At 41.8% G+C, this 25,483-nt stretch carries 26 protein-coding genes, 1 tRNA gene and 2 riboswitches; of the genes, 6 read left to right on the top strand and 21 right to left on the bottom strand.

Translation table 11 applies throughout. The features are described 5' to 3' along the window. Nucleotides 1–20: 20 nt before the first annotated feature. A riboswitch (SAM riboswitch) is annotated at nucleotides 21–124 on the bottom strand. 194 nt (nucleotides 125–318) lie between these two features. After that, the gene (locus JOD17_RS06005) at nucleotides 319–1,059 is read left to right on the top strand and encodes a polysaccharide deacetylase family protein (protein ID WP_204696246.1); all 741 of its coding nucleotides are present in this window, start codon (nucleotides 319–321) and stop codon (nucleotides 1,057–1,059) included. 24 nt (nucleotides 1,060–1,083) lie between these two features. Here JOD17_RS06005 and queF read toward each other — a convergent pair whose 3' ends face one another. The 6 genes from queF to JOD17_RS05975 all read right to left on the bottom strand — a co-directional run bounded on the left by queF (nucleotide 1,084) and on the right by JOD17_RS05975 (nucleotide 4,706). Then, a complete protein-coding gene (gene queF, locus JOD17_RS06000; protein ID WP_042418432.1) occupies nucleotides 1,084–1,581 on the bottom strand; it encodes a preQ(1) synthase in 498 nt (165 codons plus the stop codon). Nucleotides 1,582–1,598: 17 nt separating this feature from the next. Further along, nucleotides 1,599–2,315 (bottom strand): 7-carboxy-7-deazaguanine synthase QueE, encoded by a 717-nt coding sequence (gene queE, locus JOD17_RS05995; RefSeq protein WP_204696238.1) that lies wholly within the window; start codon nucleotides 2,313–2,315, stop codon nucleotides 1,599–1,601. Further along, nucleotides 2,312–2,737, bottom strand: a complete 426-nt coding sequence (gene queD, locus JOD17_RS05990) for a 6-carboxytetrahydropterin synthase QueD (protein WP_042358980.1) — start codon at nucleotides 2,735–2,737, stop codon at nucleotides 2,312–2,314. Before queD ends, queE begins: the two co-directional genes overlap by 4 nt. Then, nucleotides 2,737–3,399 (bottom strand): 7-cyano-7-deazaguanine synthase QueC, encoded by a 663-nt coding sequence (queC, locus tag JOD17_RS05985; protein ID WP_042358982.1) that lies wholly within the window; start codon nucleotides 3,397–3,399, stop codon nucleotides 2,737–2,739. The genes queD and queC overlap by 1 nt, the downstream gene beginning before the upstream one ends. Before the next feature lie 79 nt (nucleotides 3,400–3,478). Continuing rightward, nucleotides 3,479–3,820 (bottom strand): hypothetical protein, encoded by a 342-nt coding sequence (locus JOD17_RS05980; RefSeq protein WP_204696237.1) that lies wholly within the window; start codon nucleotides 3,818–3,820, stop codon nucleotides 3,479–3,481. A 55-nt stretch (nucleotides 3,821–3,875) separates the two neighbouring features. After that, nucleotides 3,876–4,706, bottom strand: coding sequence for a GNAT family N-acetyltransferase (locus JOD17_RS05975; protein WP_204696236.1), 831 nt, complete (start codon nucleotides 4,704–4,706; stop codon nucleotides 3,876–3,878). A gap of 108 nt (nucleotides 4,707–4,814) precedes the next feature. Here JOD17_RS05975 and JOD17_RS05970 point away from each other — a divergent pair, with 108 nt between their 5' ends. Beyond that, on the top strand, nucleotides 4,815–5,585 hold the full coding sequence (locus JOD17_RS05970) for a class I SAM-dependent methyltransferase (protein WP_042358987.1): 771 nt from the start codon (nucleotides 4,815–4,817) through the stop codon (nucleotides 5,583–5,585). A 285-nt stretch (nucleotides 5,586–5,870) separates the two neighbouring features. Here JOD17_RS05970 and JOD17_RS05965 read toward each other — a convergent pair whose 3' ends face one another. The 11 genes from JOD17_RS05965 to ytvA form a co-directional block, all read right to left on the bottom strand. Beyond that, nucleotides 5,871–6,533 (bottom strand): hypothetical protein, encoded by a 663-nt coding sequence (locus JOD17_RS05965; RefSeq protein ID WP_204696231.1) that lies wholly within the window; start codon nucleotides 6,531–6,533, stop codon nucleotides 5,871–5,873. 233 nt (nucleotides 6,534–6,766) lie between these two features. After that, a complete protein-coding gene (locus JOD17_RS05960) occupies nucleotides 6,767–7,666 on the bottom strand; it encodes a macrolide 2'-phosphotransferase (protein WP_338028760.1) in 900 nt (299 codons plus the stop codon). A 168-nt stretch (nucleotides 7,667–7,834) separates the two neighbouring features. After that, on the bottom strand, nucleotides 7,835–8,245 hold the full coding sequence (locus JOD17_RS05955; protein ID WP_204696229.1) for a hypothetical protein: 411 nt from the start codon (nucleotides 8,243–8,245) through the stop codon (nucleotides 7,835–7,837). Between the two features lie 329 nt (nucleotides 8,246–8,574). Continuing rightward, entirely contained in the window at nucleotides 8,575–10,080 is a 1,506-nt protein-coding gene (locus tag JOD17_RS05950) for a tripartite tricarboxylate transporter permease (RefSeq protein ID WP_204696227.1), read from the bottom strand. Between the two features lie 15 nt (nucleotides 10,081–10,095). Beyond that, nucleotides 10,096–10,554 (bottom strand): tripartite tricarboxylate transporter TctB family protein, encoded by a 459-nt coding sequence (locus tag JOD17_RS05945; RefSeq protein ID WP_204696223.1) that lies wholly within the window; start codon nucleotides 10,552–10,554, stop codon nucleotides 10,096–10,098. A 3-nt stretch (nucleotides 10,555–10,557) separates the two neighbouring features. Then, nucleotides 10,558–11,577: a tripartite tricarboxylate transporter substrate binding protein gene (locus tag JOD17_RS05940; protein ID WP_204696221.1), complete on the bottom strand. Its 1,020-nt coding sequence runs from the start codon at nucleotides 11,575–11,577 to the stop codon at nucleotides 10,558–10,560. A 122-nt stretch (nucleotides 11,578–11,699) separates the two neighbouring features. Continuing rightward, a complete protein-coding gene (locus tag JOD17_RS05935; protein WP_204696220.1) occupies nucleotides 11,700–12,371 on the bottom strand; it encodes a response regulator in 672 nt (223 codons plus the stop codon). Then, nucleotides 12,364–13,950 carry an ATP-binding protein gene (locus JOD17_RS05930; RefSeq protein ID WP_204696219.1) on the bottom strand — a complete coding sequence of 529 codons (1,587 nt, stop codon included), beginning with the start codon at nucleotides 13,948–13,950 and terminating at the stop codon, nucleotides 12,364–12,366. Before JOD17_RS05930 ends, JOD17_RS05935 begins: the two co-directional genes overlap by 8 nt. A 162-nt stretch (nucleotides 13,951–14,112) precedes the next feature. Then, complete coding sequence (locus tag JOD17_RS05925) at nucleotides 14,113–15,105, bottom strand: TraB/GumN family protein (protein ID WP_204696218.1); 993 nt, start codon at nucleotides 15,103–15,105, stop codon at nucleotides 14,113–14,115. 290 nt (nucleotides 15,106–15,395) lie between these two features. Continuing rightward, complete coding sequence (locus JOD17_RS05920; RefSeq protein WP_204696217.1) at nucleotides 15,396–15,842, bottom strand: DUF4430 domain-containing protein; 447 nt, start codon at nucleotides 15,840–15,842, stop codon at nucleotides 15,396–15,398. 97 nt (nucleotides 15,843–15,939) lie between these two features. Continuing rightward, entirely contained in the window at nucleotides 15,940–16,710 is a 771-nt protein-coding gene (gene ytvA, locus JOD17_RS05915; RefSeq protein ID WP_204696215.1) for a YtvA family blue-light photoreceptor, read from the bottom strand. Between the two features lie 397 nt (nucleotides 16,711–17,107). On the opposite strand from ytvA, the gene JOD17_RS05910 reads away from it, so the two are divergent. The 4 genes from JOD17_RS05910 to csaA all read left to right on the top strand — a co-directional run bounded on the left by JOD17_RS05910 (nucleotide 17,108) and on the right by csaA (nucleotide 21,813). Further along, nucleotides 17,108–19,027, top strand: a complete 1,920-nt coding sequence (locus tag JOD17_RS05910) for an amidase (protein ID WP_204696214.1) — start codon at nucleotides 17,108–17,110, stop codon at nucleotides 19,025–19,027. Between the two features lie 166 nt (nucleotides 19,028–19,193). Then, nucleotides 19,194–19,268 (top strand) — tRNA-Ala (locus tag JOD17_RS05905). Between the two features lie 173 nt (nucleotides 19,269–19,441). Continuing rightward, the gene (locus tag JOD17_RS05900; RefSeq protein ID WP_204696213.1) at nucleotides 19,442–21,448 is read left to right on the top strand and encodes a serine hydrolase domain-containing protein; all 2,007 of its coding nucleotides are present in this window, start codon (nucleotides 19,442–19,444) and stop codon (nucleotides 21,446–21,448) included. Nucleotides 21,449–21,480: 32 nt separating this feature from the next. Next, nucleotides 21,481–21,813 carry a chaperone CsaA gene (csaA, locus tag JOD17_RS05895; protein ID WP_042359001.1) on the top strand — a complete coding sequence of 111 codons (333 nt, stop codon included), beginning with the start codon at nucleotides 21,481–21,483 and terminating at the stop codon, nucleotides 21,811–21,813. A gap of 57 nt (nucleotides 21,814–21,870) precedes the next feature. Here csaA and JOD17_RS05890 read toward each other — a convergent pair whose 3' ends face one another. From JOD17_RS05890 to JOD17_RS05875, 4 genes are all read right to left on the bottom strand, one after another. After that, a complete protein-coding gene (locus JOD17_RS05890) occupies nucleotides 21,871–22,356 on the bottom strand; it encodes a superoxide dismutase family protein (protein WP_204696212.1) in 486 nt (161 codons plus the stop codon). A gap of 109 nt (nucleotides 22,357–22,465) precedes the next feature. Then, the gene (locus tag JOD17_RS05885; RefSeq protein ID WP_204696211.1) at nucleotides 22,466–23,773 is read right to left on the bottom strand and encodes an NCS2 family permease; all 1,308 of its coding nucleotides are present in this window, start codon (nucleotides 23,771–23,773) and stop codon (nucleotides 22,466–22,468) included. 96 nt (nucleotides 23,774–23,869) lie between these two features. Next, nucleotides 23,870–23,971, bottom strand: a riboswitch (purine riboswitch). 134 nt (nucleotides 23,972–24,105) lie between these two features. Further along, entirely contained in the window at nucleotides 24,106–24,798 is a 693-nt protein-coding gene (locus JOD17_RS05880; RefSeq protein ID WP_204696210.1) for a DsbA family oxidoreductase, read from the bottom strand. 45 nt (nucleotides 24,799–24,843) lie between these two features. Next, complete coding sequence (locus tag JOD17_RS05875) at nucleotides 24,844–25,437, bottom strand: GNAT family N-acetyltransferase (RefSeq protein WP_204696209.1); 594 nt, start codon at nucleotides 25,435–25,437, stop codon at nucleotides 24,844–24,846. Between the last annotated feature and the right edge of the window lie 46 nt (nucleotides 25,438–25,483).

The following is a 25,483-nucleotide window of genomic DNA, read 5'->3' as shown; positions in this document are numbered from 1 at the left end:
AGAAAAGAGAGTAGTATCCGTTCTTATCTCTCAGAACAATCGTTCTGATGGAATTAGCACCTTCCACTGACGTGGGGTTGCTGAGGTGTCATAGGGCCAGTCCCTCTACCTCTCTTCATAAGATTCTATATGTAGTTGATAATGTTACTTTACTATGGGTTATTTGCTAATGCAAGCATTATTTTCAGAAAAACAGCCAATGTTCTGAAAGACATGTACGACAAAACTTACACTAGCCTTATTTCTCTACTTTTTTTCTCGTATGAAATTTCATTGCACGGTGACACTATGAAAGGTAAAGAAAGGATGATACTCGTGATGAAACGATTTACACTTAGTTTTCTTTGTACATTACTCATTGCTCTTTCGATATTTGTTGATTCAATGGATGCAAGACAAGTCGGTTCGTTGCCAGGACTTGCTGATCAATATCCTGAACTAGTATTTGTTCGAGGAAATGATGCGACAAACCAGATCGCACTTACATTTGATGATGGACCTGATCCTCGGTTCACGGACACGGTGCTGAACGCATTAGAAGAATTTGATGTACCTGCAACGTTCTTCGTACTCGGACAACGGGCAGAAGCAAACCCTGATTATGTAAGACGCATCGTTGATGAAGGGCATGATATTGCCAATCATACTTATTCCCATCCAAATCTCGCTGACCTTACTGTTGATGAGATGGAACAAGAAATTAATCAAGCAGATGCTGTCATTGAGAATATCGTCGGTTTTCGACCACGTCTCTTCCGTCCACCATTTGGTAGTATTTCAGAAGAGGACGTCGTACGGCTCGGAGAAATGAACAACGTGGCGATTGGATGGGATGTGGACCCTAATGATTGGCAAGAGATCCCTGCTGATGAAGTGAGTGAACGAGTCATCGCTGACACAACAGCTGGCAGTATCATTTTATTGCATGATGGCGTTGACAGCCCTGATTTGACGGTGAATTCACCAGAAGCATTACAAACAATCATTCCAGAGTTGCAATCTCAGGGGTATGAATTTGTGACGGTTAGTGAATTAATTGGTATCGAAAATCGCAAATAAAAAAACCGCTGTTTAGCGGTTTTTTTAACGATTTGTAATCGTTTCTGGATACATGTCATGGTAGAGCAGTCGTTGCTCTGCCATTTTTTCGTATTTCGTCCCTGGCTTTCCGTAATTTACGTACGGGTCAATCGAAATTCCACCACGAGGTGTAAACTTACCCCACACTTCAATGTATCGAGGATCCATTAATTCCACGAGATCATTTACGATAATATTCATCGCATCTTCATGAAAATCACCGTGGTTACGGAAACTAAATAGATAAAGTTTAAGTGATTTACTTTCTACCATTTTCACATCCGGAATGTAGCTAATGTAAACAGTAGCAAAATCCGGTTGTCCAGTTATTGGACATAGTGTTGTAAATTCAGGGGTATTGAATTTAACGAAATAGTCTCTCGTTGGGTGATTGTTCTCAAATGTCTCTAAAACCCCTGGGTCGTATTCAAACGAATACTTCGTACCTTGATTACCAAGCTGCGTAATCTCTGGTAAGTCTTCTTTTCCTCTACCAACCATCAATCAAATTCCTTTCTTTAGACGCCTTGCTTGTTGCCCCAAATCAACGTATGAATTTGAGGTAAAACACGGACGTTGTTTAGTTCTTTGTCTTCCATAACTGTATCAACAAGCCATTCATAGCGCTCCAAAAGGTGATCACGCAAACGAGTAGGTGTTCCTTCTTCTAAGTCGTCATTGCCGACTTGCAAATAAAATGTCATATTCGGATAACGTGCATGCACTTTTTTCGCGTAAGCCAAGTCGCCTTCATTGAAAATAACGACTTTTAACGACTGACTACCTGATGGTCTTGATTGAAGCTGTTCACAAAAATAATCGAGTTTCTCCCAATCCGTAACCATCTTACTGCTCGGTGGCTTTGGGGAAATCGTAACATCGTCAATCTCTCGTAACCACTCTTGCCAAAAACTACCTTGTGTTTCAACCGCAGTGCCAATGTCTTGCGCTTTCAGTAGCTGAACGAGTTCACCAATCCCTTTATGAAGAGCAGGATTTCCACCTGAGATGGTTACGTGATTAAAGCGATCGCCACCGATCTCTTGCAACTTTGCCACAATTGTTTCTGGTGTCAGAGCATCCGCCTTTTGGCTTCCGTCCCACGTAAATGCCGAATCACACCATGCACAACTGTAATCACAGCCTCCCGTACGTACGAACATCGTCTTTTGACCTGCAACCATGCCTTCGCCTTGAACCGTTGGTCCAAATACTTCAAGTACTGGTATTTTCATCGATGTTCGCCTCGCTTTGGCCTGTAGATCGCATAGCTCGTAGGCGTTTCACGAACGATTACTTGTAAACAATAAGGACGATGCTTTTCTTGTGATAACAATTCATCAACAAGCTCCCAGATCACTTTCGCAACGACTTCAGTCGTTGGAATTCCTTCTGGAAACTCTGGATGTGTATTTAAGAGTGTATGATCAAAACGACCATGCACTTGTTTTTTTAGTGATTTAAAGTTAATTAAAAAGCCCGTATCATCAAGGTCGTCACCTGCGACGGTAATGTTCACGAAATACGTATGACCGTGCATTTCTTTACATACACCTGCTCGCTCATCATCAATAAAATGCGCAGCAGCAAAATGCATGTCCTTGTTGAGTTCATACCGATAGTCATGGTGTACTTGTGGGTAAAATTGTTGGAGCATTAGTCATCCCTACCCTTATGATCGAGGTACTTTTGTAATCCTTGCATTCGTAACTCACATGCTGGACATTCGCCGCAGCCATCGCCTTGAACGCCGTGGTAGCACGTTAACGTGCGTTCACGTACGTAATCCAACTTTCCAAGATCATCTGCTAACTTCCACGTTGCTTCTTTATCCAGCCACATGAGAGGAGTATGAATAACGAATGTGTTGTCAATCGCAAGATTGAGCGTTACGTTTAGTGATTTCACAAAACCATCACGGCAATCTGGATACCCACTGTAGTCAGTCTCACACACACCTGTGATAATGTCGAACGCACCTCGTTGCTGACCGAAAATCGTTGCGAACGTCAAAAAGAGCAGGTTTCTGCCAGGAACAAACGTACTAGGAAGCTCACCTTCGCCTCCGTCTGTTACTTCAATATCTGAACGCGTAAGTGCGTTAGGCGCAAGTTGATTGAGTAAATCCATATCTAGCACATGGTGCTCAACACCAACATCATTTGCGATTGATTTGGCCACCTCAACTTCTTGACTATGACGTTGCCCATAAGAGAATGTGACGGCATAGACCGTTTCAAATCGTTCTAGTGCCCAAAACAAACACGTCGTGCTATCTTGTCCACCACTAAAAACAACAACTGCTTTATCTCTTTTCATCACATACCCCTCCTTTCTATAAAAATAGCCAATCTATATTATCATACAGAAATTTATTTCAAAAATAAACCGTAAGCTCTCATTGGGAAATGTTGTATCGCTCAACTTCTCGTTCAATCATAGAACGGTCTGCACCAATTGGGGTTACCCGTTCAATCGTATGACCATCTTGTTGCACACTGATCAAGTAGTAACCTGCATAGTTGTTCGCCAGATAGAATGAGTGATTCCCATTTCGATATAATTGTCCTTTACCCAAATATTGATATTGAAACGTCTGCCACTGCGTTTCTTCTTGGATATTCGTCTCTAGCATGGCCTCTTTTTGCGCCGTCGCAAAAAGCTGAACTGGCATATATAGAAGCGCCACTGCTAGTGCCATGCAAAGTAACCATTGAAAGAACGAATTCTCACGCTTCACTCAATCGCCCTCCTCTATACTATTACTAGACTCTATGAGGTGGACGAGTGATTTATTACCCGTAAGCTTGAGCGGCTAATGCATAATGATAGTTTTCTTCGTACGGTGAATCACTACGACCATATCCCATCATCCACGGTGTCGCGTCGATTGTAAAACCAATCGTTACTAGTTCATTGTGGTAACGGTCGGTCGGAACATCGATTCGCATCGGCGTTTTTGCATCCACTGCAAGTTCTTGCACGAGCACACAGAAGTCTTGTTGTGTTTTTGCGACAATGGGGCCGATTACGCGCATATGCTCCCCTTGAATTGCTGCACCGTAAGCAATGATTTGACCGTTAGCGTCATACTTCACCAATACTTTTTCGGCCTGCTTAAAACGTTTCTTTAGAAAATCGCTACGGTTTGAACCCGTTGCTTTTGCATCAAGTTCTATCATCGGTTTTATATCTTCTTCTTTGAAGGGACGAAAAATTCGCTCTTTTGGCGCCATAACATGATTCGTCGTATACTTATATATCATGTGCAAAGGTTCAAAGCCTAACTTTTTGTATAGTGGAAATCCTGCTTCGGTTGCCACGCAAATCATCGATTGATTAGTTTGTAACGATTGTAGGCATGCCTTCGTTACCCGTTTACCTAGACTCTTTTTCTGATGGTCCGGGTGGACGATGACCATACCTAATGATGCAAGTCTACGATCATAATGAATCGCTGTCGCCGTAGCAATTAATTCGTTTTTATCATCGATGACCCCAAATGCATGACCGGCTGCTAGAAGTGTTTTTGCATCAGCCAGATCAAAAGACCAACCGACGGCCTGAGAGAGTTGAATGATGCCTTTCGCATGCTCAACGTCTAAAGGAATGAGTGTTTCTGCCATGAATACCTCCAAGTTGTAACATTTTGTCGGATTTCATTGTACCATTCCTATTGGCTTTTCGACTTTTTTTCCATATACTTAAGAATTAAAGAAAGGAGTTTACTACTCATGACTGCAAAAGAATGGGATCCTTCCCTTTACGATGATACGGCATCTTATGTCTCACAATATGGCAAAAGCTTGCTTGATGATTGGCTCGCACCAAAACAAGGGGATCACATCGTTGATTTAGGATGTGGAACTGGGGAATTGGCTGCTCGAATTGCGAAGTCAGGGGCAACCGTTCATGGCATTGATTCTTCTGAATCAATGATTAAAACCGCACGAGGAAAGTTTCCTGAACTCTCGTTCGAAGTTATTGATGCGAAAGACTTTAAAGTTGATGAGCGAGTAGACGCTGTCTTCTCTAACGCTGCACTTCATTGGATGACTGAACCTGAACCCGTGTTGAAAGCGGTCTCAAAATCACTGAAACCAGGCGGCCGATTTGTTGGTGAAATGGGTGCAAATGATAACATCGCAACGATCATTGCTGCTGTAAATATGGCCTTTGTAGAGATCGGTCAAGAGCCGATGCCTGCGATTTTCCCATGGTATTTCCCAAGTCTTGGTGAATACACGACGTTGCTCGAAAAACACGGCTTTATCGTAGAAAATGCTACATACTTCAAACGTCCAACTCCACTACAAGGTGGCGCGGAAGGGCTAAAGACATGGATGCAGAACTTCGCCGATCCATTGCTACAGCCTCTTGATGCTGAAGTACGTGAAGAAGTGCTCGAGCGAACGATTCAATTTGCAGAACCTGCATTACGTGACGGTGAACAATGGTACGCCGATTACGTACGACTACGTTTTAGTGCATATAAAGAGGAATAGAAAAGAAAGCGTTGGTTTCGTGAACCAGCGCTTTCTTTCATAGTTTGAAGATTGCACATCCCAGCTCGTGTCTGAGGGATTTTCATCATTTTGCTTCTTTATGTTAGGATTATAGTAATTTTGCTTGACTCAGGTAGGAAAATCCCAACATATACGCGATGATGTGTTGATAGTATGGCAATCACTGTTGCGACAACCTCACATAACCTACGTTATCTGCTTTAGTACCTATCTAGTACTTCTATGTTTCTTAACAGCTTAGGTCCCATTTGGCTTTCTTCTTTGTTAATGATCCCAATAACTTGTTTCCATATCTATTAACCAATGACTTCGTAACATAAGCGCCCTTTCAGTTGCAGCCAAAATTCCTGCAGTAATGATTGTTACGTTTGCCCAACCCGGTAAAGAAACTGGTGAAACAAAAGTTCCGATATTCTCTTCAATCCAAGGGATTTGTGATAGGTATTCGATTAACTGCGGGAGGCTAAGAAACACAGAAGCGAGTAGCGTAAGTGCAGCGATAATTCCGATAACAGTGCTTATTTTCTTAAAACGTTTATGAAATCTTAGACGAAGCCCTCTAACGGACTGTCGGTCTGGAAGCAACGGATCGGATTCTCCATGATTCGGTACATAATGAGCGCGACTAAACCCATATGAACCAATTGCCATCTCAATGACACCGTCATAGACAGGAAATGTTGCTGGCAATTTGGATGAAGCCACGTGCTTGCCATTCCGATAGAGATCAACCTCATAATCATCCGCCCAATAACTGTAATTAATGGCATAGATTAATTTTTCATCTTGCTCATCTTTTAACTTTAAATAAAAAACAGATCGTGTAAGGATGTGCCAGAATCGATACGGCTTTAATAGATGACCGTCTCCTTCTTTCACTTTCTTAATCTTTTTCAATTGTTTACGTCGACGAATAAAGCGAAACATTGATCAGCACCCTCCTCTTTAACACGTTTCGTAATCTGCTTTTATTGTATACGAACAAGCATGAAAAGAAGTTTCATTCACAATCGGTTACGCGTGCCACGGCTTGCCTCAATAATCATCCAATTAGCAGGGTATTATTTACTTTCGCAAATCTGCCGGACGTGGACCAATTACCACGGTTACTAAGAAATTATAGAAACGACGAATAACCATCAATTCATTAATTAAACAGTTTAACTATCTCCCCGCTGAGAGAGCATACTTTTTGCTGTTTCATGCATTTCTTGTAATCCGGACACTTGTGCATATTCAGCGACTGTAATGGCACTTGTTGATAACAGTTCTTTAATGTGATCTTCCATTCCAGACCACGTTCTTCCCCCAGCATTGTCATACGCATCAATCAATTTCTTTAATCCGCCATCACCGAAGAGCAACAAATGAGACATAAAATCTACGGAACTATCACCAATCCCAATTTCTGTCCAATCAATGAGTCCAGTTACGTGATGTTCGTCATTCAGGAGAATGTGAGCAGGATGCAAATCGCCATGCTTTACTCCGACAAATGATGGCCAGAAATCTTTTCCTAACCACACCTGCCACCGCTCCCATAAATCGGGGTGAATTTCATAACTTTCTTTCACTCGCTCCATACGCTGCTTCATTGAAGTCTTCAAATCTTGGACAGTTAAGATTTCCATCGGAATGCCTTTAAATTCCTTCGGTTCAACAGTGTGTAAGTTTGCCATCACCGATCCAAGTGACTGGATATATTCTTTCGGCACATTTTTCTCATCAAAGCTCCACTTGTAACCGAGCTGCTCAAGATCAATTGCAGCCGCAGGAGACCCCTTTAATTGCTTGTATGCAATAACTTCTTCAGAAAAAATGGACCACGTTGGTACTTGGAAATTCACCGTGCGCTCCAACACATCAAGTGCTTGCTTTTCCACTTTTGCATTTCTCATAGACTCCTTTCTACGAGGAATGCGAATAATCCACGGCTCTCCACCAGTATCTTTCGCATGCGCAACTTGAAAATCAACACCTGATTCATTCATTTGAACCGATTCTTCAAGAATGAATAGCCCGTGATTTTCTACGAGTTGCTTAAGTTCTTGTTTATTCACTGTGGTCGCCTCCTTTTCGATCTATCAGGAATTACGTTTAGGGTTTCAATTCATCGTGTATCCCATTCAATATTCTAGATGCAAAACAAACCATACCACAAAATACTTTGATGACAAACTAAAAAAAGCAGAATGGAATCTGCTTTTTTTAAATTGCTACGTAGAATTTTATTGTCCAAAATCGCCAGGTATGACTCCAACAATTTGATCAGTATACAGTGTTACATGCGTTAACTTATAAGAATGTTCTACTTGTAGGTTTGGGTAAATGCGCACATCTGACAAATAGATCGCAACGTCTTCTTTTTTACCTGGGTAAGCGATTGACTGAATTGCCTCTATGTATGAAGGCAAAGAATAAGTTTTCTCCTCATTGATCATCATAGATACCTCACCGTTTTCTTCTTGTAACGGAACCGTTTCAACATGCACATTTACAATCCCTACTACATATCCAATTGACGTTAAAAACGTCGTGTACGTTCGTTGTTCTTTCTCATTAGCCTCATCTTCAGATGCATTCACTAAATCTAACGCAAACGGATGAGCGAGGATGTGGTGCTGCTTGGTTGCATTCAATGCTATGACCTCCAAACGATACAAATTAGTTGTTATCGATAGATTACTTCACTAACCTCAACAGAAGGTCAACAAAAGCTTAACCATTGGTCACAAATGTAGAATTCTTCTAATTACAACAACCCGAGATCTGCTGAATCTAGAAGGTCTCGGGTTGTTTAGACACTAACACGTATTGTTTAAGTACTAACAACGAATAAATGGCTTCTGCTCTTCAGGCTAACGAACTCCTATAGACGTCTCAGACACGACAGACGCATTTGGACTACATGGTGTAATTTCTACACGCAACACTGAATGGGTATGAGATAACCTTCGTCTATTTACTTTTACATAGACAGTGTTTGATTATTATTCTTCTTATTCCGATAACTTTGCCAAAGAGGGAACAAGAATGAGACTGCAGCCAAAGCAAGTAACGTGGCTGACAATGGGTTTGAGATAAAGATCGAGACATCGTTACCTGAAATCGTCATCGCTTGTCGGAATGATTGCTCGAGCATTCCACCTAGGATAAACGCAAGAATAAACGGTGCTGCGGGGAATTGGAACATTCTCATTAAATAGCCAATCACCCCAAAAGCCAGCAATACGTATAAATCAAAGATGCTAAAACTAATTGAATATACCCCAATGATACAGAACACAACAACCAATGAGATCAGCATCGGTCTTGGGATCGCTAAGATTTTTGAAATGTACGGGATAAGCGGTAAGTTCAGAATTAATAAGAATATATTCCCGATGTACATACTCATTATGACACCCCAGAAGAGCGTGGGATTCTCTGTCATGAGTAATGGACCTGGCTGTACATTCAATACGAGTAAAGCCCCTAACATGACCGCAGTCGTGCCCGAACCTGGAATACCGAGACTAAGTAACGGCACGAACGCACCACTCGTTGCTGCATTATTCGCCGTTTCTGGAGCTGTTAATCCTTTAATGGAACCTTTACCAAATTCATCAGGATTTTTTGCGAATCGCTTTTCAGTCGTATAACCGATAAACGAAGCAATTGTTGCACCAGCACCAGGTAAAACACCGATGATAAAACCTAAAACAGATTGACGACTCATCGGTCCAACCATTTCCTTAAAATCCTCTTTCGTAATTTTCAGACTCCCGATCGTCTTTGCATTAAACGTCGTCTTCTGACGGTTGATAATTAACGCGCAAACTTCCGCAAGCGCAAAGATACCTAATGCAATCACCAAGAAATCAATGCCCTCCAATAGATTAGCACTTCCAAACGTAAATCGAACCGTACCCGTTTGCGCATCAATTCCGATGGTTACGACCATAATTCCGAGTAACGCAGACATGAGAGCTTTAATTGTTGATCCTGAAGATAAACTTGCAATCGCAGTCAGTCCAAGTAACATGAGTGCAAAGTATTCCGGAGGACCAAACTGAATCGCAACACTTGATAAAACAGGTGCGAATAACATGAGGAATACAACACTTACTGTTCCCCCAATAAATGCTGCAATAGCTGCAATAGCAAGTGCTTTCCCTGCTTTCCCTTGTTGCGCCATAGGATACCCATCAAAAGATGTGGCTACTGTCCCAGCTACCCCTGGAGCATTTAGGAGAATTGAGGACGTCGACCCACCGAAGATCGCTCCGTAATAAACGCCGGCCATCATGACAAGGGCAATGGTAGGATCCATGTTATACGTCATCGGAATCATGATGGCAATGGCACTAATTGGACCTAACCCTGGCATAAGTCCAATAAATGTTCCTACAAAGACGCCAATAAACACAAAAAGTATTCCTTCTAAACTAATTGCCATCTGAAGGCCACTTAATATTCCGCTAAAATCAATCATCTCTAAGTACCCTCCCTAAAATGGCATGAATCCGGTTGGCAATCGAACATTTAGTAAAAACGTAAAGCTTAAATACAAGAAAAGTGGCACAAGAACTGAAACAATACTATTCGTCTTCCATTTTTTATATCCGAGCATACGTGTGCAAACGAAAATAAATACGATAGAAGTTACTAAAAATCCACTAACCTCTAAAAGCGTAATGTATAAAAACGTCATGATGAACATACCGAGAATGTAATGCCAATCATTTTTTGCTTCGGTGCGTTTTTCCTTTTCTACTTCTGTTTCTTTCACAGGCATAAAGAAATAGAGAACAGAAAGAATGATGAGTAGAAACCCAGTAATCTTCGGTATTGTATCTGCGTCAATGACCGTATTCATAAAGCTAGGCAATTGAAAAGCTAGATACAAATAAAAAATGGCGATAATAATAAGAACAATAGAAACGCCACGATGAACGGTTAATGCCATGTGTTACTCACTCTCTCCGTATAGATCGAGCTCTTCTAAAAGCAGTCTCATCTCTTCATTTTGTTCTTCTAGAAATTGCTTATATTCCTCGCCGACCATAAAGTATTCATCCCATGAATACCGTTCTCTTACGGCATCCCATTCTTCCGACTCATTTAATTCAGTAAATGCATTTACGTAATACTCAACTTCAGCTTCAGTCATATCCGGTGGACCGAAAAATCCACGCCAGTTAACAAATACCTCATCTATTCCTTGCTCAATAGCTGTTGGATAATCTTCCACTGTGTCTCCTTCAAGACGCTCTTCTGCTGTTACTGCAAGCACTCGAACTTCACCTGCACGTACTTGTTCGATCGTTTCTGTCACACCTGTAGAATAAACGTCTACACTTCCATTTAATAAATTCGTCATCGCACTACCATCTTGAGCCGAAACATACGTAATGCTACCCGGGTCCACTCCAGCAGCTTTTGCGATATTGACGAATTGAACATGGTCCATACTTCCAGGTGCGGATTCTCCAACAACTGTAATTGAACTCGATTCATCTTGCATGTCTTCAAACAACTCATTTAAATCTTGCCACGGTGCATCGTCTCGTACTGCAAATGCTCCAAAATCAGCAATGACATTAGCGATCGGCGTAAAATCTTCATAACTGTATTCAGATTGGCCATTTAGTGGAATTAAAAGTAATGGTGGTGATGCTGCAAATAAATAGTGGGGATCACCAGCCTGATTCGCGATATAAGACCACCCTACAGCTCCTCCGCCACCTTCTCGATTAATAACGCCAATTCCGACATCAACAATACCTGCTTCTTCAAATGCTTGTGCTGCCATTCTTGCGGTTGTATCCCAACCCCCACCAGCACCAGCAGGTGCGACAAATTCAAGGTTGTTCGTCGGTGACCATTCCCCTTGATCTGATGACGCTTCTTCCGACCCAGTATCTGAACAAGCAGACAGCATCATCAACGTTAAAAACGAGCTTGCACTTACTGAAACTAATTTCTTCATGCTACCCCTCCTTTAGTTACTAACAGATACTAAAAGAAAAACCCCAGAATGTAACCGTTTACATTCTAAGATTCATAAGTAGCATTAACGGTATTAAATTCATATTGTTCATAGCGGTCCGTTTATAAAGAAAAATAACGCCGCTCAGGTCGACCAACAATGCCGTAAATCGGCATGACTTTCGCGTGTTTTAAGCGAATTAAGTATTCAAGGTAACGCCTCGCTGTCGTTCTAGATGCACCTAGATGTTCACTTAATTCTTCTGCTGTGAGGCCATCCTGATGAGTCATTAAATGATGCCGTACTAAATCTAGTGTAATTCCATCAATTCCTTTAGGAAGCACTTTTATCGGTTCATATTGCTGTTGCTTATAAATGAGGTGATCAATCGTATCTTGATTGAACGTTTGCTGCGCTTCAATTGTATGAAAGTATTTTATATAACTCGTTAATGAAGACTTTAAGCGCTTTAAAGAATCGGTTTTTAAGATGTAGTCATAAACACCATACCGCAATGACTTTTTTATGTGCTCATCATGATTTGAAGCAGAGACAACAATCACATCCAAATTAGGTCGCAATACTCTGAATTCTCCGAGCCTCTTCACTGCAATATCATCAGGCAAATAAATATCTAATAACAATAAATCAACCTTATTCTCTTCTAACATCCTTTTTGTATCTATGATTGAATTCGTTTTCCCTATACAATTCAGTTCGGCATATTGTTCAACTAGCGATTTATGGATATCGGCAATACGAAAATCATCTTCACAAATCAGAACGTCAATCATCGCTCTCCCTCCTTAACGTTTTAGGTAAATAAATTGAAAACAAACTTCCACCTTCTGGCAACGAGTGATGCTCAAACCATCCTTCAAAATTCGAAACTAATTCCTTAACGATTGATAGTCCGAACCCTCTTGAACGACCTTTCGTAGAAAACCCACGTTTAGTAGTATCATATAAGCTAGACGGTAATCCATTACCGTTATCACTTATTTCAAATACAACATCATCACCAATATCTGTAATAAAAACAGAGACTTGCGGCACTTCTTTCACTAGAGCTGCTTCCAAAGCATTGTCGATAACGTTCCCAATGATTGAAATGATTTGTGATGAGCCCATGTGATTTGGTAATGGCTCTAGCTGACTTGTCGGATCAACACGGAGCGTCACCTTTAATTCTGATGCTCTTCCTGCTTTCCCCATTAAGATCGCTTGGACCGTTGCATCCTTAATTGATGTTGTAAGAACTTGTCCTTGTTCATCATGACGCGTTGTCTCTTCTTCAATGTATCGTTCAGCCTTCTCATAAAATCCTAAGTGCAAGTACCCAGAAATAGCATACAATTTATTCGTGAACTCATGGTTTTGCGCCCTAAGATCATCAGAGTATTTCTTAATATCTGAAAGTGTGTTCGCCATTTCAATCATCTCTGTTTTATCTCGAAATGTGCAGACTGCACCACGAACATGTGCATTTCTCATAATCGGTTCACGATTAACAATATATACACGTCCTCTCATCGTTAACTCTCGGTTATATTCTGCTTTTTTTTCGCTTAATACTTTCTGGATTTGTGCCCCTTCAATAATCTTGTCGATCGGTTTTCCGATAACATCCCCGCTAATCCCTAATAGCTTTTTGGCTGAATCATTTAGCGTCGTAATGAGAGCATCCGCATCGACAGCAATCACACCTTCTCGGATCGCCGCAAGCGTTGCTTGTCTTTCATCGTACATTCCTGCAATTTGGAACGGTTCTAAGCCGTACATATCTTTTCGTATACTACGAGATAATTGCAAACTTCCAATTGCTGCAATGCTAACGATGACAAGCGTTATAACCCCTAACAATCCAATTCTCTGCCAAATCGCTGCGTGAACGTCTTGAATCAAAAAACCAACTGAAACAACGCCGATGACTTCTCCATCTTCAGAACGAACCGCGGTTTTTCCTCGTAACGATTCTCCCCTCGTTCCTTCTGCTCGCGAAATGTAAGACTCGCCTTCTTTTAACGCCGGATCATTATCTCCTCCAACCATTGCTTGTCCGATTTTCCAGTAATCAGGGTGAGCTAAGCGGATTCCTTTTTCATTTCCTATAACGACAAATTCAGCTCCTGTTTCTTCTCTAAATCGTTCGGCATATGCTTGCAAGACGAGTGAAGGATTGTCATCGGTATACGCAGCAATAACGGTTTCCGAATTTGCGATATGTACAGCTGTACTTAACGCCTTATCCCCAAGAGTCTCGTAAATATCTCTCGTTTCTAAGTAGGCAAAAATACTTGCCATAATGATTGCCACACTTGAAACGAGACTTACGATTAACAGCATAATTTTCGTGTGAATGCGCATCCTCATACGATCCCCCCTTAACATGTACTTCGATTTCACACGTCATAAAAACCATAACAAATTTTCAGAATATGGCAATAATAAAAATCTCTACGTTCGTCGGTGTACGTAAATGAATCCAAGCAATAAAAAAATGCACAACCAAGTAACTTAGTTGTGCACAAAACGTTAATTCACTCGCTCAACGGTGTAACCTTTTTCTTCTAGAAAGTGTTGTACTCCAGGTTCGATGACATAATGAAACGTACCAATGAGCGCCAAGTAGGTTTGACCGTCGTCTTCTTGAAGAATTTCGTCAATGATCGTTGCATTTCGTTCGTTACGATCAAACAAATTTGTTCGGTCATATTCGTCGCCATATGAGGCATCTTCCCATACGCCGATCAATGCTTCTTCGTCACCATGCATATACATGTTGAAAAATTCGACTTCATCTAATTCATTTTCTACATGACGATCTTGATTGAGCAAATACTCTAATTGCTCAACTTGTAGTTCATATGACTGCCCTTCCATTGCTTGTAGGCTAATAATTTGCCCCTCTAGCTCACGAATCTCTTTGCCTTCCTCATAGCCTCGCTCTAGATAATGATAGTCAACCCCTTGATCCAATGAGATTTCACCAGTCTCAACATCTTCAAGCCCCATCACAAAGTACCAAGGTTCAATTTGTTCAATCATATCTTCTTGCATTCCCTCAGAAGCCATTACGTCTAAAAGAGTTTCGTAAGTCTCTTCATCCAGAACATCTGACAATACCCTACCATCATCAAATGTAATTAAATCCATCATCTCTTCTTCACTTAAACCACCTGTCGGGTCCATTCGAGGCCAGTCAATTTCTGGTAATAATACGTCAGCCTCATCAAATGCTGCTTCTAACTCCTCGTTTAATGGATAAATCTCTTCTATTCCTGCATGGATCGTACCTTGCAAATAGACCGTTGTCTCTCCTTCTTCAACCTTCCAGAGGAAACCACCTTCCTCTTCAGTATCTATTTCAGTTTCTTTTGCTTGTTCAGTCTCTTCTTGTATATCAGCTTCTGCTTCAACTTGTTCGTCATCATTGATCATTTCTTCATCTGATGTTGCTTCATCATTTGTTGTCGTACAAGCCGTGAGTAAAAGTGAGATTCCAAGCATCGCTACGTATTTTTTCATGTGTTACGTCCTCCTGTCTGTGTACACGTCTTCGTGTTGCCTATCTATACACGCTTACCGTGACTCTAAAACGCCGTCGTTGCAAAGAGTACAGAACAGGTCGCCAAACGTCCGGGGACAGTCCCCCCGCGTTACTGTGATGAAGATTTGTTATCGTTCGGTGATGGTTCAGCACCGTACATTCGTAACAGTATTATGTCTATCTCTTTAACCACTTAAAGCAGTGGGGACTTAACCCACTGCTTTAGTGGACTAAAAAAAGCACGGATTGCCCGCACTTCTCCTTCTTCCTACCACTCTGCAAAGTCAAAGTGAACTTCATCTTCAGGTTCTAATTCGTAATCTGCAGCACCTTCAAAAATCTCTTCTTCGTTTACTGTGTACGTCCAAAAGTAGCCGTCAGCCTCATTTGAATCATACCCGTTAATCCCTTCAATGAACGTTTGATCCGCATCTGTCGACAGCTCAAAATATTCATCCATGACTTCCATGAGGTTATCTCCCTCAGAAAACTCTACCGTACTTTCTTCAATCACTTCTTCACCATCTTCGGTTAAAATGATCGTCGCTTCGTACGTTTCTTCTGTTGCATCCGTTGCTGTTTCATCATCAGTCGTTGCTTCATCTTCCGCTTCTTCAACCGGTTCTAGTTCTTGCTCTTCCGGTGCTTCCTCATCTGTTGCACAACCGACGAGTAACGTTACCACAACGCCTACTGCTAACCATTTTTTAAACATATGTAATTCCCCCTTTTCTTTGTCCAAATGTTATTGTACCAGTACGTGCTGAAACAATCATGTAAAAAAAGCACGAATGACCTCCGCGCTTTTTGAATTAATGTTTTAGCAACCGCTCGAGAATGTGCTTTACGGACGTTGCCGTTTTAATGTTGTGGTTTTTAATATCTGTAAGATTGACCGCTTGAATAGCCATATCAGTAGACACACCACTTAATTGCATTTCTGTACCGAGCAAAGATAGAACCGATTTCAACTTCAAAATCCCTTCCATCTCATAGTTGCGTAACTTCGTTAAGCCTGATACATCAAGAATGAATGTTTCCACTTTCGTTTCTCCAACATAGGCAGAAGCATCCCGGAAGATTGATTGGAAGCGCTCTTCACTCATCTCCCCAATAAGTGGCAATACCGCAATGCCATCTAGTAAAGGCACAATTGGAAACGCTAATGATTTCACTTCTTCAAGTGATTTTTGATAGTTTAGTTCAATTTCTTTACGCTCTGTCACATCTCGTTGTACACCAACGAAATAATGCTTGCCCTCATCTTCCATATAAAGCGAATCGACCGACAGACTATTCCAAAACTTCGTGCCATCTTTTTTGTAATTGATAAATTCAACAAAAACCGATGTTTTATTTTTTATACCTTCTCGTAACCGCGCTACTTCTGAGCGGTCCGTTTCTTCACCTTGCAGAAATCGGCAGTTCTTTCCAATAATATCTTCTTTTGTATACCCCGTCATATCTACAAACCCTTGGTTCGTATAAACAATCGGGTTATCTTCCAAACTTGGATCCGTAATTAATACCCCTGCACGAGTATAATTAAGTGCTTCAATGATTACATTCGTATTATTTAGCATCCAACAGCCTCCAGTACATTATCATTTTAGCACCATTTGTAGCGCGAATCCATAACGAGCATTTACCGCTAAAGAAAGCGATCATCATGGCTTATGATTAACCTTATTTATTACTAGCAAATGAAAGATTATCGGTAGATTGTATACCACACCTTTGCATCAGATTTAGATCACCTTCCCCCGAACTCCTTCCTATTCCATTTAAACTAACTTCAATACAGAAGACAGGTTGATCTTGATTTACAACACTATCTCCACTGCACGTTCGACACGGGCATTGGGCATATCCTCAGCGCTCGCAGTCGAGGTTAGATAATCTAACAAACTAGTCGTCTTCTCTTAGACTCATTTGATACAAAGAATAGGAGAGTTAAAAAATGAGGAGAGTGACGACGTTATGCGAGCACATACTTACTTAAATGTTAAAAGAGCGGCATTTCTATCGGTTTCAGCTCTTGCATTATCCATCGCTTCGGTAACACCTGCAGCGGCAGAAGAGGAATTTGAATTGCTAGAAGTTACCGTCTCAGATTTACAAGAAGCATATGAAGACGGGACATACACCGCTGAACAAGTAACAGAGAGCTACTTAGAACGAATAGAACGCTATGAAGACCACTATAATGCGTTTACATTTCTAAACGACCAAGCAATCGAAGATGCTAAAGCTTCAGATGAACGAATTCAAAACGGTGAAGCAGGTACACTTGAAGGCATACCTGTTGTCATTAAAGAAGCGGTTGATGTAGAAGGATTTCAATCGACTTTCGGATGGGAAGGATTTGGACCTGATTCATCAATTTCAATTGTCCCTGAGCTAGATGCACCGATCGTACAAGATTTACGAGCAGAAGGTGCAATTATTGTCGGAAAAACAAATATCCCTGCCTTCAGTACGTCTGGTACTCGAGCAGATACGAGTTGGGCCGGTGATACGTACAATGCCGTGGATCGTGCGCTTGCACCAGGCGGTAGTAGTAGCGGAACCGCAACAGCCATATCTGGAAACTTCGCTGTCTTAGGGGTTGCTGAAGAAACCGGTGGTTCTATCCAAAACCCAGCAGCGGCTCAATCTCTAGTAAGTGTGAAACCTTCATTTGGACTTGTGCCAAACACAGGTACAACACCTCTTGCGGCAAATACGCGTGACGTACTTGGCCCGCATTCAAGATCGGTTGAAGATGCAGCGATTATGCTTGATGTGACAGCTGGTTACACTGTACAAGACCCTAAAACAATCGCAGCAATCGGTAACATCCCAGCGAACGGCTATGCCGATAGCCTTTCTGAAGATTCGTTAGAAGGAAAACGAATTGGATTGTATGGCGAAGGATGGCGTGATGAGGAACTTTCTGAGGAAACTGAAGAACTCTATGAACGTTCAATTGAAGAGCTAGAAGCACTTGGAGCTAAAGTTGTTGAAGATCCATTTGCAGGTTCGGAATTTATTGACGTGATGGAACAATACGGCAACATTGGCTACGAAGCGTTAGTTAGCGATTTCCAAGCGTATTTAGATCGATTAAACCCAAGTGGCGATCTTCCATCGATTGCCGAGCTTTTTGAACAAGCTGAAGAAGTACCGTGGGCTGAAGGTGGACCGCTCGCGCACTTTGGCAATCGCGGGGTAGACTTTGAAGAAGATTTACAGAATCCATACGACATTCCAAAACAAGTCGAATTTACGAAGGCACGTACCGCCTACCTTCACATCGTGGACCAAGTGATTGAAGACCATGACCTTGATGGGTTTGTTTATCCACAAATGTCGGAGGAGATCCCAAACCTTCATGGAGGTGATCACTCCGCAACAACGGTTCTTGAGATTAATATGAGTGGTCTACCACTTGTAACCGTTCCAGCTGGCAATTATGAAAGTGGCTCTCCATTCTCACTTGCGTTCTTTGGGGAAATGTGGAGCGAGCAAGAACTGCTGGCGATGGCTTATAGCTATGAACAAGAAACGAATTACCGTGAAGCTCCGGTTCTAGAACAACCCGAGCAAGACGAATCTGTAATTCGAAACATTCAACCAACGGAAGATCAAACACTTCAAGCTGGTGAATCGGTGCGCGTATCGTTTGAAGGAGAATCTGGACTTGAAGCTTCATTCGCTATACGCATCCCGCTTTTTACAAGAGCTGCTGCACCGACAGAAATCATGATGCGTGAAGTTGAGGATGGGTACTATGAAGGCTATTGGACGGCAACAAATAATCTGCAAGTTGAAGGCGCAGAAATAGAAATTAAAGCCATTGATCAAGAGGGACAAGAATTTCGTGAAGTTGCTGAAGGAAGACTAAGCATCGAACAATAACTAAAATACACTTGACGGCACAATCAACATGATTGTGCTTTTTCTCTTTTAACAGGTTTTCTCCATATTCCATTTGCTGAGCAACTGAACTTGTCAAAAAAACTCGAAAATTCCTTGACGATCACAAAAGTTAACTGGTATATTTTTAATTGTTGTTATTATTTTTGGGGCTGTAGTTCAGGGGGAGAATGCTTGTCTGGCAGACAAGAGGTCGAGGGTTCGAATCCCTCCAGCTCCACCATAAACCTGTTACTAACGTATCTTTACAACCCAATGTGAAGGTACGTTTTTTATTGTTGTTCTGAGTAGCTCGTCCCTTTTCCCTGTTATCATTTCTTATCATTAGCTTGACCTTTTCGTAGGCAATAGAGATGATGTTAATAGTTTCACTATTCTAACATTAAGGGGTGTGCTATGAAATCCATATTGCAACTAACATTAGCCATTGCTCTCATCTTTTCACCCGTCATGTTCTCCTCTGATCTTGTTCATGCCGAAACAGAAGTGACTGATGAAGCGCTGACAGAACATCCGTCCGTGACGCTTGGCGACATCCAGTTAGCCATCTCACGTCTTGAACAACAAGGTCTCCTTACCGATCGTCGGCTAGCGAGCGACCTGCAACGAGAGCTCACCGTCATGCGTTTTTTTCTTAAAGATCCGACCGATGAGAAGCTTCATTCGTACATGCTTGAATTTCAACAGTCACTTGCCGAGTACCGTAATCAAAGCCGTCTTAATGAGACGACTTACGAGCAATTACGTACGTTAACCAATTACTTTCTTCATCGGCACGACACGTTGTACTTTTCATACGATTCCGATTGGGCAGACCGGCTAGAGACGACACAACTTCGCTATGTCCTTCCTGAAGAATCGAACCTTAACGATGACGAACTAAAGAAAGCTGAAGATGTGATGACCTCCGGACTTGAAGATCAACTGTACCCCGGTGCTGTCACACTCATTGCTAAGGACGGAGACATTGTATTCCACGAATCGGTTGGGGATTCGTACAAGTACGATGCAAACGGTGAGCCACTTTCTAACGAAGACATGATTGCCATGACGAACGAAACGTTGTTTGATCTCGCTTCGTTAACGAAAACATTTACAGCAACTGCCATTATGCAACTCCATGAGACGAATCGCCTCTCCATTGATGATCTTGTCATTGATTACCTTCCAGAGTTCTACACGTATCCAGATAAAGACACGATTACAATCGAGCAACTGCTTACTCATACTTCTGGTCTTCCAGCCTCAATTTCATTAGCCAACTATGATGAGCAAGAAGAAATGTGGGAAGCCATACTGTCTTTGGAGACGGTTTATACACCCGGAGCACAAATGATTTATAGCGATGTTGGTATGATGATTCTCGGTAAAATCGTGGAAGTTGTGAGTGAGCAATCGCTCGATTCGTATGTTGAAGAATGGATTACAGTTCCTCTTGGAATGACTGATACGATGTTTAATCCGAATAGAGAGCTACATACCATTGCTCCGACTGAATACAGCCCTGATCGCGGACTCGTTTGGGGAGATGTTCATGATGAAAAAGCAGCTGCCTTACAAGGCGTTGCAGGTCACGCTGGTCTCTTTAGTACTGCCTATGATCTTGCAATCTTTTTACAAACGATGATTAATGGTGGTAGTTATGGTGATGCACAAGTGCTACAACCTGAATCCGTGCAGTTAATGATGGAAGATCAGATCACAACAGAATCACATCTCGGTCAAAGTTTAGGTTGGAATGTAAACCGTGGCTGGTTTATGGCTGGTCTTTCTTCACCATCGACCGTCGGTCATACCGGATTCACGGGTACTTCATTTGTCCTTGATCCTCTGACTGACTCGTTTGTTATTTTCTTAACGAATCGTGTACATCCTACTAGAGACGAAGGTTCCATTAATGGCGTGCGCCACGACCTTGTTCAGCAATTCATACGTTCCATTCCATACAGCCATCCACTTGAAGGTCACACTTGGTACTCAGGTATGACGAGCAATACGAGTAGTGAACTCGTTTTCGAATTTGACACTCGCGAAACAGACCGTCTAGTCTTTGATACTTCCTTTGATATTCTTAATGATATCGCACGTGATCAAGGCTTCGTAGAACTTTCAACCGATGATGGCGACACATGGAAACCACTGCCTGTAACGATCGCCATGGATGACTATACAAAAACAATGCACCATTCTTGGATTGGCTCAACGAAAAATCATTGGGTTGAAGCACAAGCCTCAATTGAAGATCTAACAGAAGAAGAAGTACTCATCCGTTTTCGTTATGTTACGAGTAGCTCTAACGGAAAAGGCTGGTGGATTCGTCCGGCTGATCCAGAGAATTGGAACTTAGTGAACGATCAGAATTGGTCACTCATTGAAACTGAGTTAGAAGTTTCGGTACACTAAGGAAAAAACAATAGAGGAGACATTGAACACCTATGGCTACCATTGAAGATTTTTTGAAATTGGATATTCGCGTCGGTACAGTTCTTACTGCTGAACCGCTTGCAAAAGCGAAAGTCCCAGCAATTGCAATGACCATTGATTTCGGAGAAGAAATTGGCGTTAAGCAATCAAGCGCACAAATTACTGCTCGGTATGAATCTGAACAAATGATCGGTCAGCAAGTAACGGCCGTTGTTAATTTTCCACCTCGGAAAGTTGCAGGCTTTAAATCAGAAGTTCTCGTCATTGGCGCAGTTCCTGAAAAAGGAGACGTCGTCTTGCTCACCCCTGACCAACCCGTCTTAAACGGAACACCTGTTGCTTAAATTAAAAAAAACTGCCGATTGGAACACCTCCAATTCGGCAGTTTTTTCGTGTTAACTTCAATATTGCACTACGCCACATGCAATCCGTTCGCCACCCGCTTGTAAAACGAGAGAAGATCCTTCCTCAAGTGCCGGATTTGTGAGATCCGTCGTATCTAAACTGGCATGTTCAGCGACCAAAGAATCACTGTAGCGTCCGTTGTTGTCTGTTCGAATACTCGGCAACTCTCCTGCAACGTTTTGTTTTTCACCTTTAGGATTGAATACATCACCTGCACTCGTAAACAGCGGTGTTTCACATGTTGCATGCTCATGGAAATTAAATTCATACGTTCTGTTCGGCTCTAGACCCGAAACACTAAAATGAACTCGAACGCCTTCATCGTCAGGCTCAAAGTAGGCAAGACCAATTCGTTCTCCTTCACTATTCGTTAACGTTGATGTAAATGGACCTACATTCTCTGCTTTTACGTGATCCGTAACTGTTGTTACGAACACGATGGCTATCACCATCAAAGCGAACTGTCGTGCAACTCGTTTCATTCGTTCTTCGTTCCTTCCTCTATGTAACTGGCACTATTTTGTCCGAGTTGGCATCGATTTACTCATAAAAAAAGACAAGCGATTGATGATCGCTTGTCGACGTCTAGAGTTATAAGAAGAACAAATATCCAGCAAAGACGAAGAAGAGGAAGTACATAATCGGATGAACTTCTTTCCCTTTCCCTGCAAGGATCATTGTGATTGGGTAGAACATGAACCCAAGTGCAATTCCACTCGCGATACTGTAGGCAAGTGGCATACCGACCACAACAAGAAATGCTGGAATGGCAATTTCAATTCGATCCCATTCAATAAGGCGTAAGCTTGATGCCATTAACACACCTACGATAATCAAAGCAGCTGCCGTAACGTGTGACGTTACAACTTCAAGCAACGGTGAGAAGAACAATGATACCAGGAAAAACCCTGCCGTTACAATCGCCGTAAATCCAGTTCGTCCGCCCGCTGCAACACCAGCAGATGATTCGACATAGGCCGTCGTTGTTGACGTACCGAGAATCGCACCGACCGACGTAGCTGATGCATCAGAGAGTAATGCACGCCCGGCGTTCGGTAATTTATTATCTTTAATAAAGCCCGCTTGATTTGCAACCGCATAAAGCGTTCCTGCTGTATCAAAGAAATCAATGAATAAAAACGTAAGTACTACAATTGAAAGTTGCAAGATCATTTCTGTTGTCCACTGAACTTCGCCTAAATGAGTAAAAGCGGCTCCAAACGTTGGTGCTAAGCTTGGAATTGAACTAATAATGCCAGAAGGAGGTGAAATAAGGCCGAAAAGCATCCCCGCGACCGCTGTGATCACCATACCGAAGAATACTCCGCCCTTAACGTTAAGTACCATTAAACAGGCAGTCACAATCACACCAAACACGGCTAAGAATGTATAAGGATTTCTAAAGTCTCCAAGACTAACGAGTGTCGCTGGATCTGGAACGATAATTTCAGCATTTTGCATCCCGATAAAAGCGATAAACAAACCGATACCAGCACCCGCTGCATACTTCATCTCTGCTGGGATTGCATTAATAATGACTTCACGGATTTTGAACAACGTAATAATTAGAAAAATAATACCAGAAAGAAAAACTCCGAACAAAGCAATTTGCCAATCAATCCCCATACCTAAAACGACAGTATAAGCGAAGAATGCATTCAGACCCATACCTGGTGCTAGTGCAATTGGGTATTTCCCCCAAACCCCCATAACGAGTGAACCGATCGCTGCAGCAATGGCCGTTGCAACAAAGACTGCGTTCGCATCCATACCCGCGTCACCAAGAATCAGTGGGTTAACCGCTAAGATGTAAGCCATAGCAAGAAACGTCGTAAAACCAGCTAACGTTTCCTTTTTATACGATGTGTTGTGCTTCTCAAATTCAAAGTAATTCTTCAACCTCTTTGCCCCCTGATTGTAAGTTCTGATTTCCTCAAAATAAAAAAAGTCGCTGCCTAAAAGCAAGACGACCGATCACTTTTGTAAGAGTAAAGAAGTCAAAAGTATACCGATCATAGTCAAGACATTTACGGTGTCTTGGTAGAGACTTACAAGCCATATCCTTGTTGTTATATGAGGTATCATTGATGATTTTGTCTATAATTATACTATCAGCCTATATCATTGAAGTCAAGTAAAATACGAACATTAAAATGACTAAATTACCATTCGTTCGTATTTAAGTCCTGATCACAAATAAATAAAGAACCCCATCGCTGAGGTTCAATTAATTAGCAAGATTCATCCGTGCACGCATCGCCTTGATTCATCACCTTAAGGCCTTGATCTTTTTCTTCATCGCGTACTTTGTTTAGTACCTCAAGAAATGCTTCAGGTGGTTGAGCGCCCGATACGGCATACTTACGGTTGAAGACAAAGAACGGAACTCCTTGTACACCTAGTTGAGCGCCTTCTTGGATGTCTTGTTGTACGGCTTCTTTATACGCGCCGCTTTCAAGAATCGTCAATGCGGTTTGTTTATTTAGTCCCACTCGTTCTGCAAGAGCGGCTAATTGTTCGTGTTCACCGACGTGCTTCCCTTCGATAAAGTACGCTTTTAGCAACTCTTCTTTCATCTCAGCCATTTTGCCGTGTTCTTTAGCGTAATGAATGAGGCGATGAGCGGATTCTGTGTTCGTCGGTTTTACATCGTCCATGTGATAATCAAGGTTAACATCATTCGCTTGTTGGACGACTTGTTGTTGCATTGCAGCAACTTGTTCTGGTCCTTGCCCGAATTTCTTCTCAAGTTGCTCATTTAACGTCTCTGTCGTGTGTACGTCTGCATCCGGTTGGAGTTGGAAGCTTTTGTACGTCACCTTGACGTTCTCTTTATCCGAAAATTGATCTAAGCCCATCTCGAATTTTCTTTTTCCAATATAACAAAATGGACAAGCAATGTCCGACCATACTTCAATATTCATGTTAAATCCCCCTTAATCATTTACGATAATTGATTTGTTGCCTTCTTACAAAGAATTTGCTCGAACGCTTCGTTTCATGTATTGTTTGCGTTGATTTTCACTTAAATTAATAAACCATAGCTTCTCTTTGCCCATACTGTACGTCTCAAACCCTAATGATTCGTATACAGAAATTGCACCTTTGTTTATTTGATATACTTCTAAAATAAACTCAGAGTAAGGTTCATGTTGCATGAGGTGAGTAATAACCGCATGAGCAACGCCCTTTTTACGATGACTCGGGGAGGTTGCGACGTCTTCAATGTAACATTGATCGCTTTCGATCGGCACTGGCTTTGTTTTAATCGCTTTCGCAAACAAATATCCTTTCAAGAAACCGAAAGCTCGAACCGATCGTATTAGTGTACTCACTTGCGAATAACGATGCTTCGTTGAGAAGGCCGCGAGCCCTATTACTTCTTCGTCACTCATCGCAACGTAAACGTGCTCGCTTCTAAAACTATCGGCAATATCTATTGAAAGAGAACGCTCATCTTTATTAAAGATTGCAAAATCTTCTTTAAACGATTGAATCAACACGCTCGCTGCTTGTTGTTTATAAGACTCATCGAGTTGATCGAGCCGCTTAACCGTATACATGTACCTTCCCCCCTCATCAAAAAAGAGATGCCTAAAATTTTTAGGC

Origin of the sequence: Geomicrobium sediminis (genome assembly GCF_016908595.1) — a bacterium.
Taxonomy (GTDB): domain Bacteria; phylum Bacillota; class Bacilli; order Bacillales; family Marinococcaceae; genus Geomicrobium_A; species Geomicrobium_A sediminis.
This window is presented reverse-complemented; position numbering and strand designations above follow the sequence as displayed.

Coding starts and splice junctions, on each gene's coding strand:
- JOD17_RS06005 (WP_204696246.1), top strand. CDS start 319: ATGAAACGATTTACACTTAGTTTTCTTTGTACATTACTCATTGCTCTT.
- queF (WP_042418432.1), bottom strand. CDS start 1,581: ATGGTTGGTAGAGGAAAAGAAGACTTACCAGAGATTACGCAGCTTGGT.
- queE (WP_204696238.1), bottom strand. CDS start 2,315: ATGAAAATACCAGTACTTGAAGTATTTGGACCAACGGTTCAAGGCGAA.
- queD (WP_042358980.1), bottom strand. CDS start 2,737: ATGCTCCAACAATTTTACCCACAAGTACACCATGACTATCGGTATGAA.
- queC (WP_042358982.1), bottom strand. CDS start 3,399: ATGAAAAGAGATAAAGCAGTTGTTGTTTTTAGTGGTGGACAAGATAGC.
- JOD17_RS05975 (WP_204696236.1), bottom strand. CDS start 4,706: ATGGCAGAAACACTCATTCCTTTAGACGTTGAGCATGCGAAAGGCATC.
- JOD17_RS05970 (WP_042358987.1), top strand. CDS start 4,815: ATGACTGCAAAAGAATGGGATCCTTCCCTTTACGATGATACGGCATCT.
- JOD17_RS05965 (WP_204696231.1), bottom strand. CDS start 6,533: ATGTTTCGCTTTATTCGTCGACGTAAACAATTGAAAAAGATTAAGAAA.
- JOD17_RS05950 (WP_204696227.1), bottom strand. CDS start 10,080: ATGATTGATTTTAGCGGAATATTAAGTGGCCTTCAGATGGCAATTAGT.
- JOD17_RS05945 (WP_204696223.1), bottom strand. CDS start 10,554: ATGGCATTAACCGTTCATCGTGGCGTTTCTATTGTTCTTATTATTATC.
- JOD17_RS05940 (WP_204696221.1), bottom strand. CDS start 11,577: ATGAAGAAATTAGTTTCAGTAAGTGCAAGCTCGTTTTTAACGTTGATG.
- JOD17_RS05935 (WP_204696220.1), bottom strand. CDS start 12,371: ATGATTGACGTTCTGATTTGTGAAGATGATTTTCGTATTGCCGATATC.
- JOD17_RS05930 (WP_204696219.1), bottom strand. CDS start 13,950: ATGAGGATGCGCATTCACACGAAAATTATGCTGTTAATCGTAAGTCTC.
- JOD17_RS05925 (WP_204696218.1), bottom strand. CDS start 15,105: ATGAAAAAATACGTAGCGATGCTTGGAATCTCACTTTTACTCACGGCT.
- JOD17_RS05920 (WP_204696217.1), bottom strand. CDS start 15,842: ATGTTTAAAAAATGGTTAGCAGTAGGCGTTGTGGTAACGTTACTCGTC.
- ytvA (WP_204696215.1), bottom strand. CDS start 16,710: ATGCTAAATAATACGAATGTAATCATTGAAGCACTTAATTATACTCGT.
- JOD17_RS05910 (WP_204696214.1), top strand. CDS start 17,108: ATGCGAGCACATACTTACTTAAATGTTAAAAGAGCGGCATTTCTATCG.
- JOD17_RS05900 (WP_204696213.1), top strand. CDS start 19,442: ATGAAATCCATATTGCAACTAACATTAGCCATTGCTCTCATCTTTTCA.
- csaA (WP_042359001.1), top strand. CDS start 21,481: ATGGCTACCATTGAAGATTTTTTGAAATTGGATATTCGCGTCGGTACA.
- JOD17_RS05890 (WP_204696212.1), bottom strand. CDS start 22,356: ATGAAACGAGTTGCACGACAGTTCGCTTTGATGGTGATAGCCATCGTG.
- JOD17_RS05880 (WP_204696210.1), bottom strand. CDS start 24,798: ATGAATATTGAAGTATGGTCGGACATTGCTTGTCCATTTTGTTATATT.
- JOD17_RS05875 (WP_204696209.1), bottom strand. CDS start 25,437: ATGTATACGGTTAAGCGGCTCGATCAACTCGATGAGTCTTATAAACAA.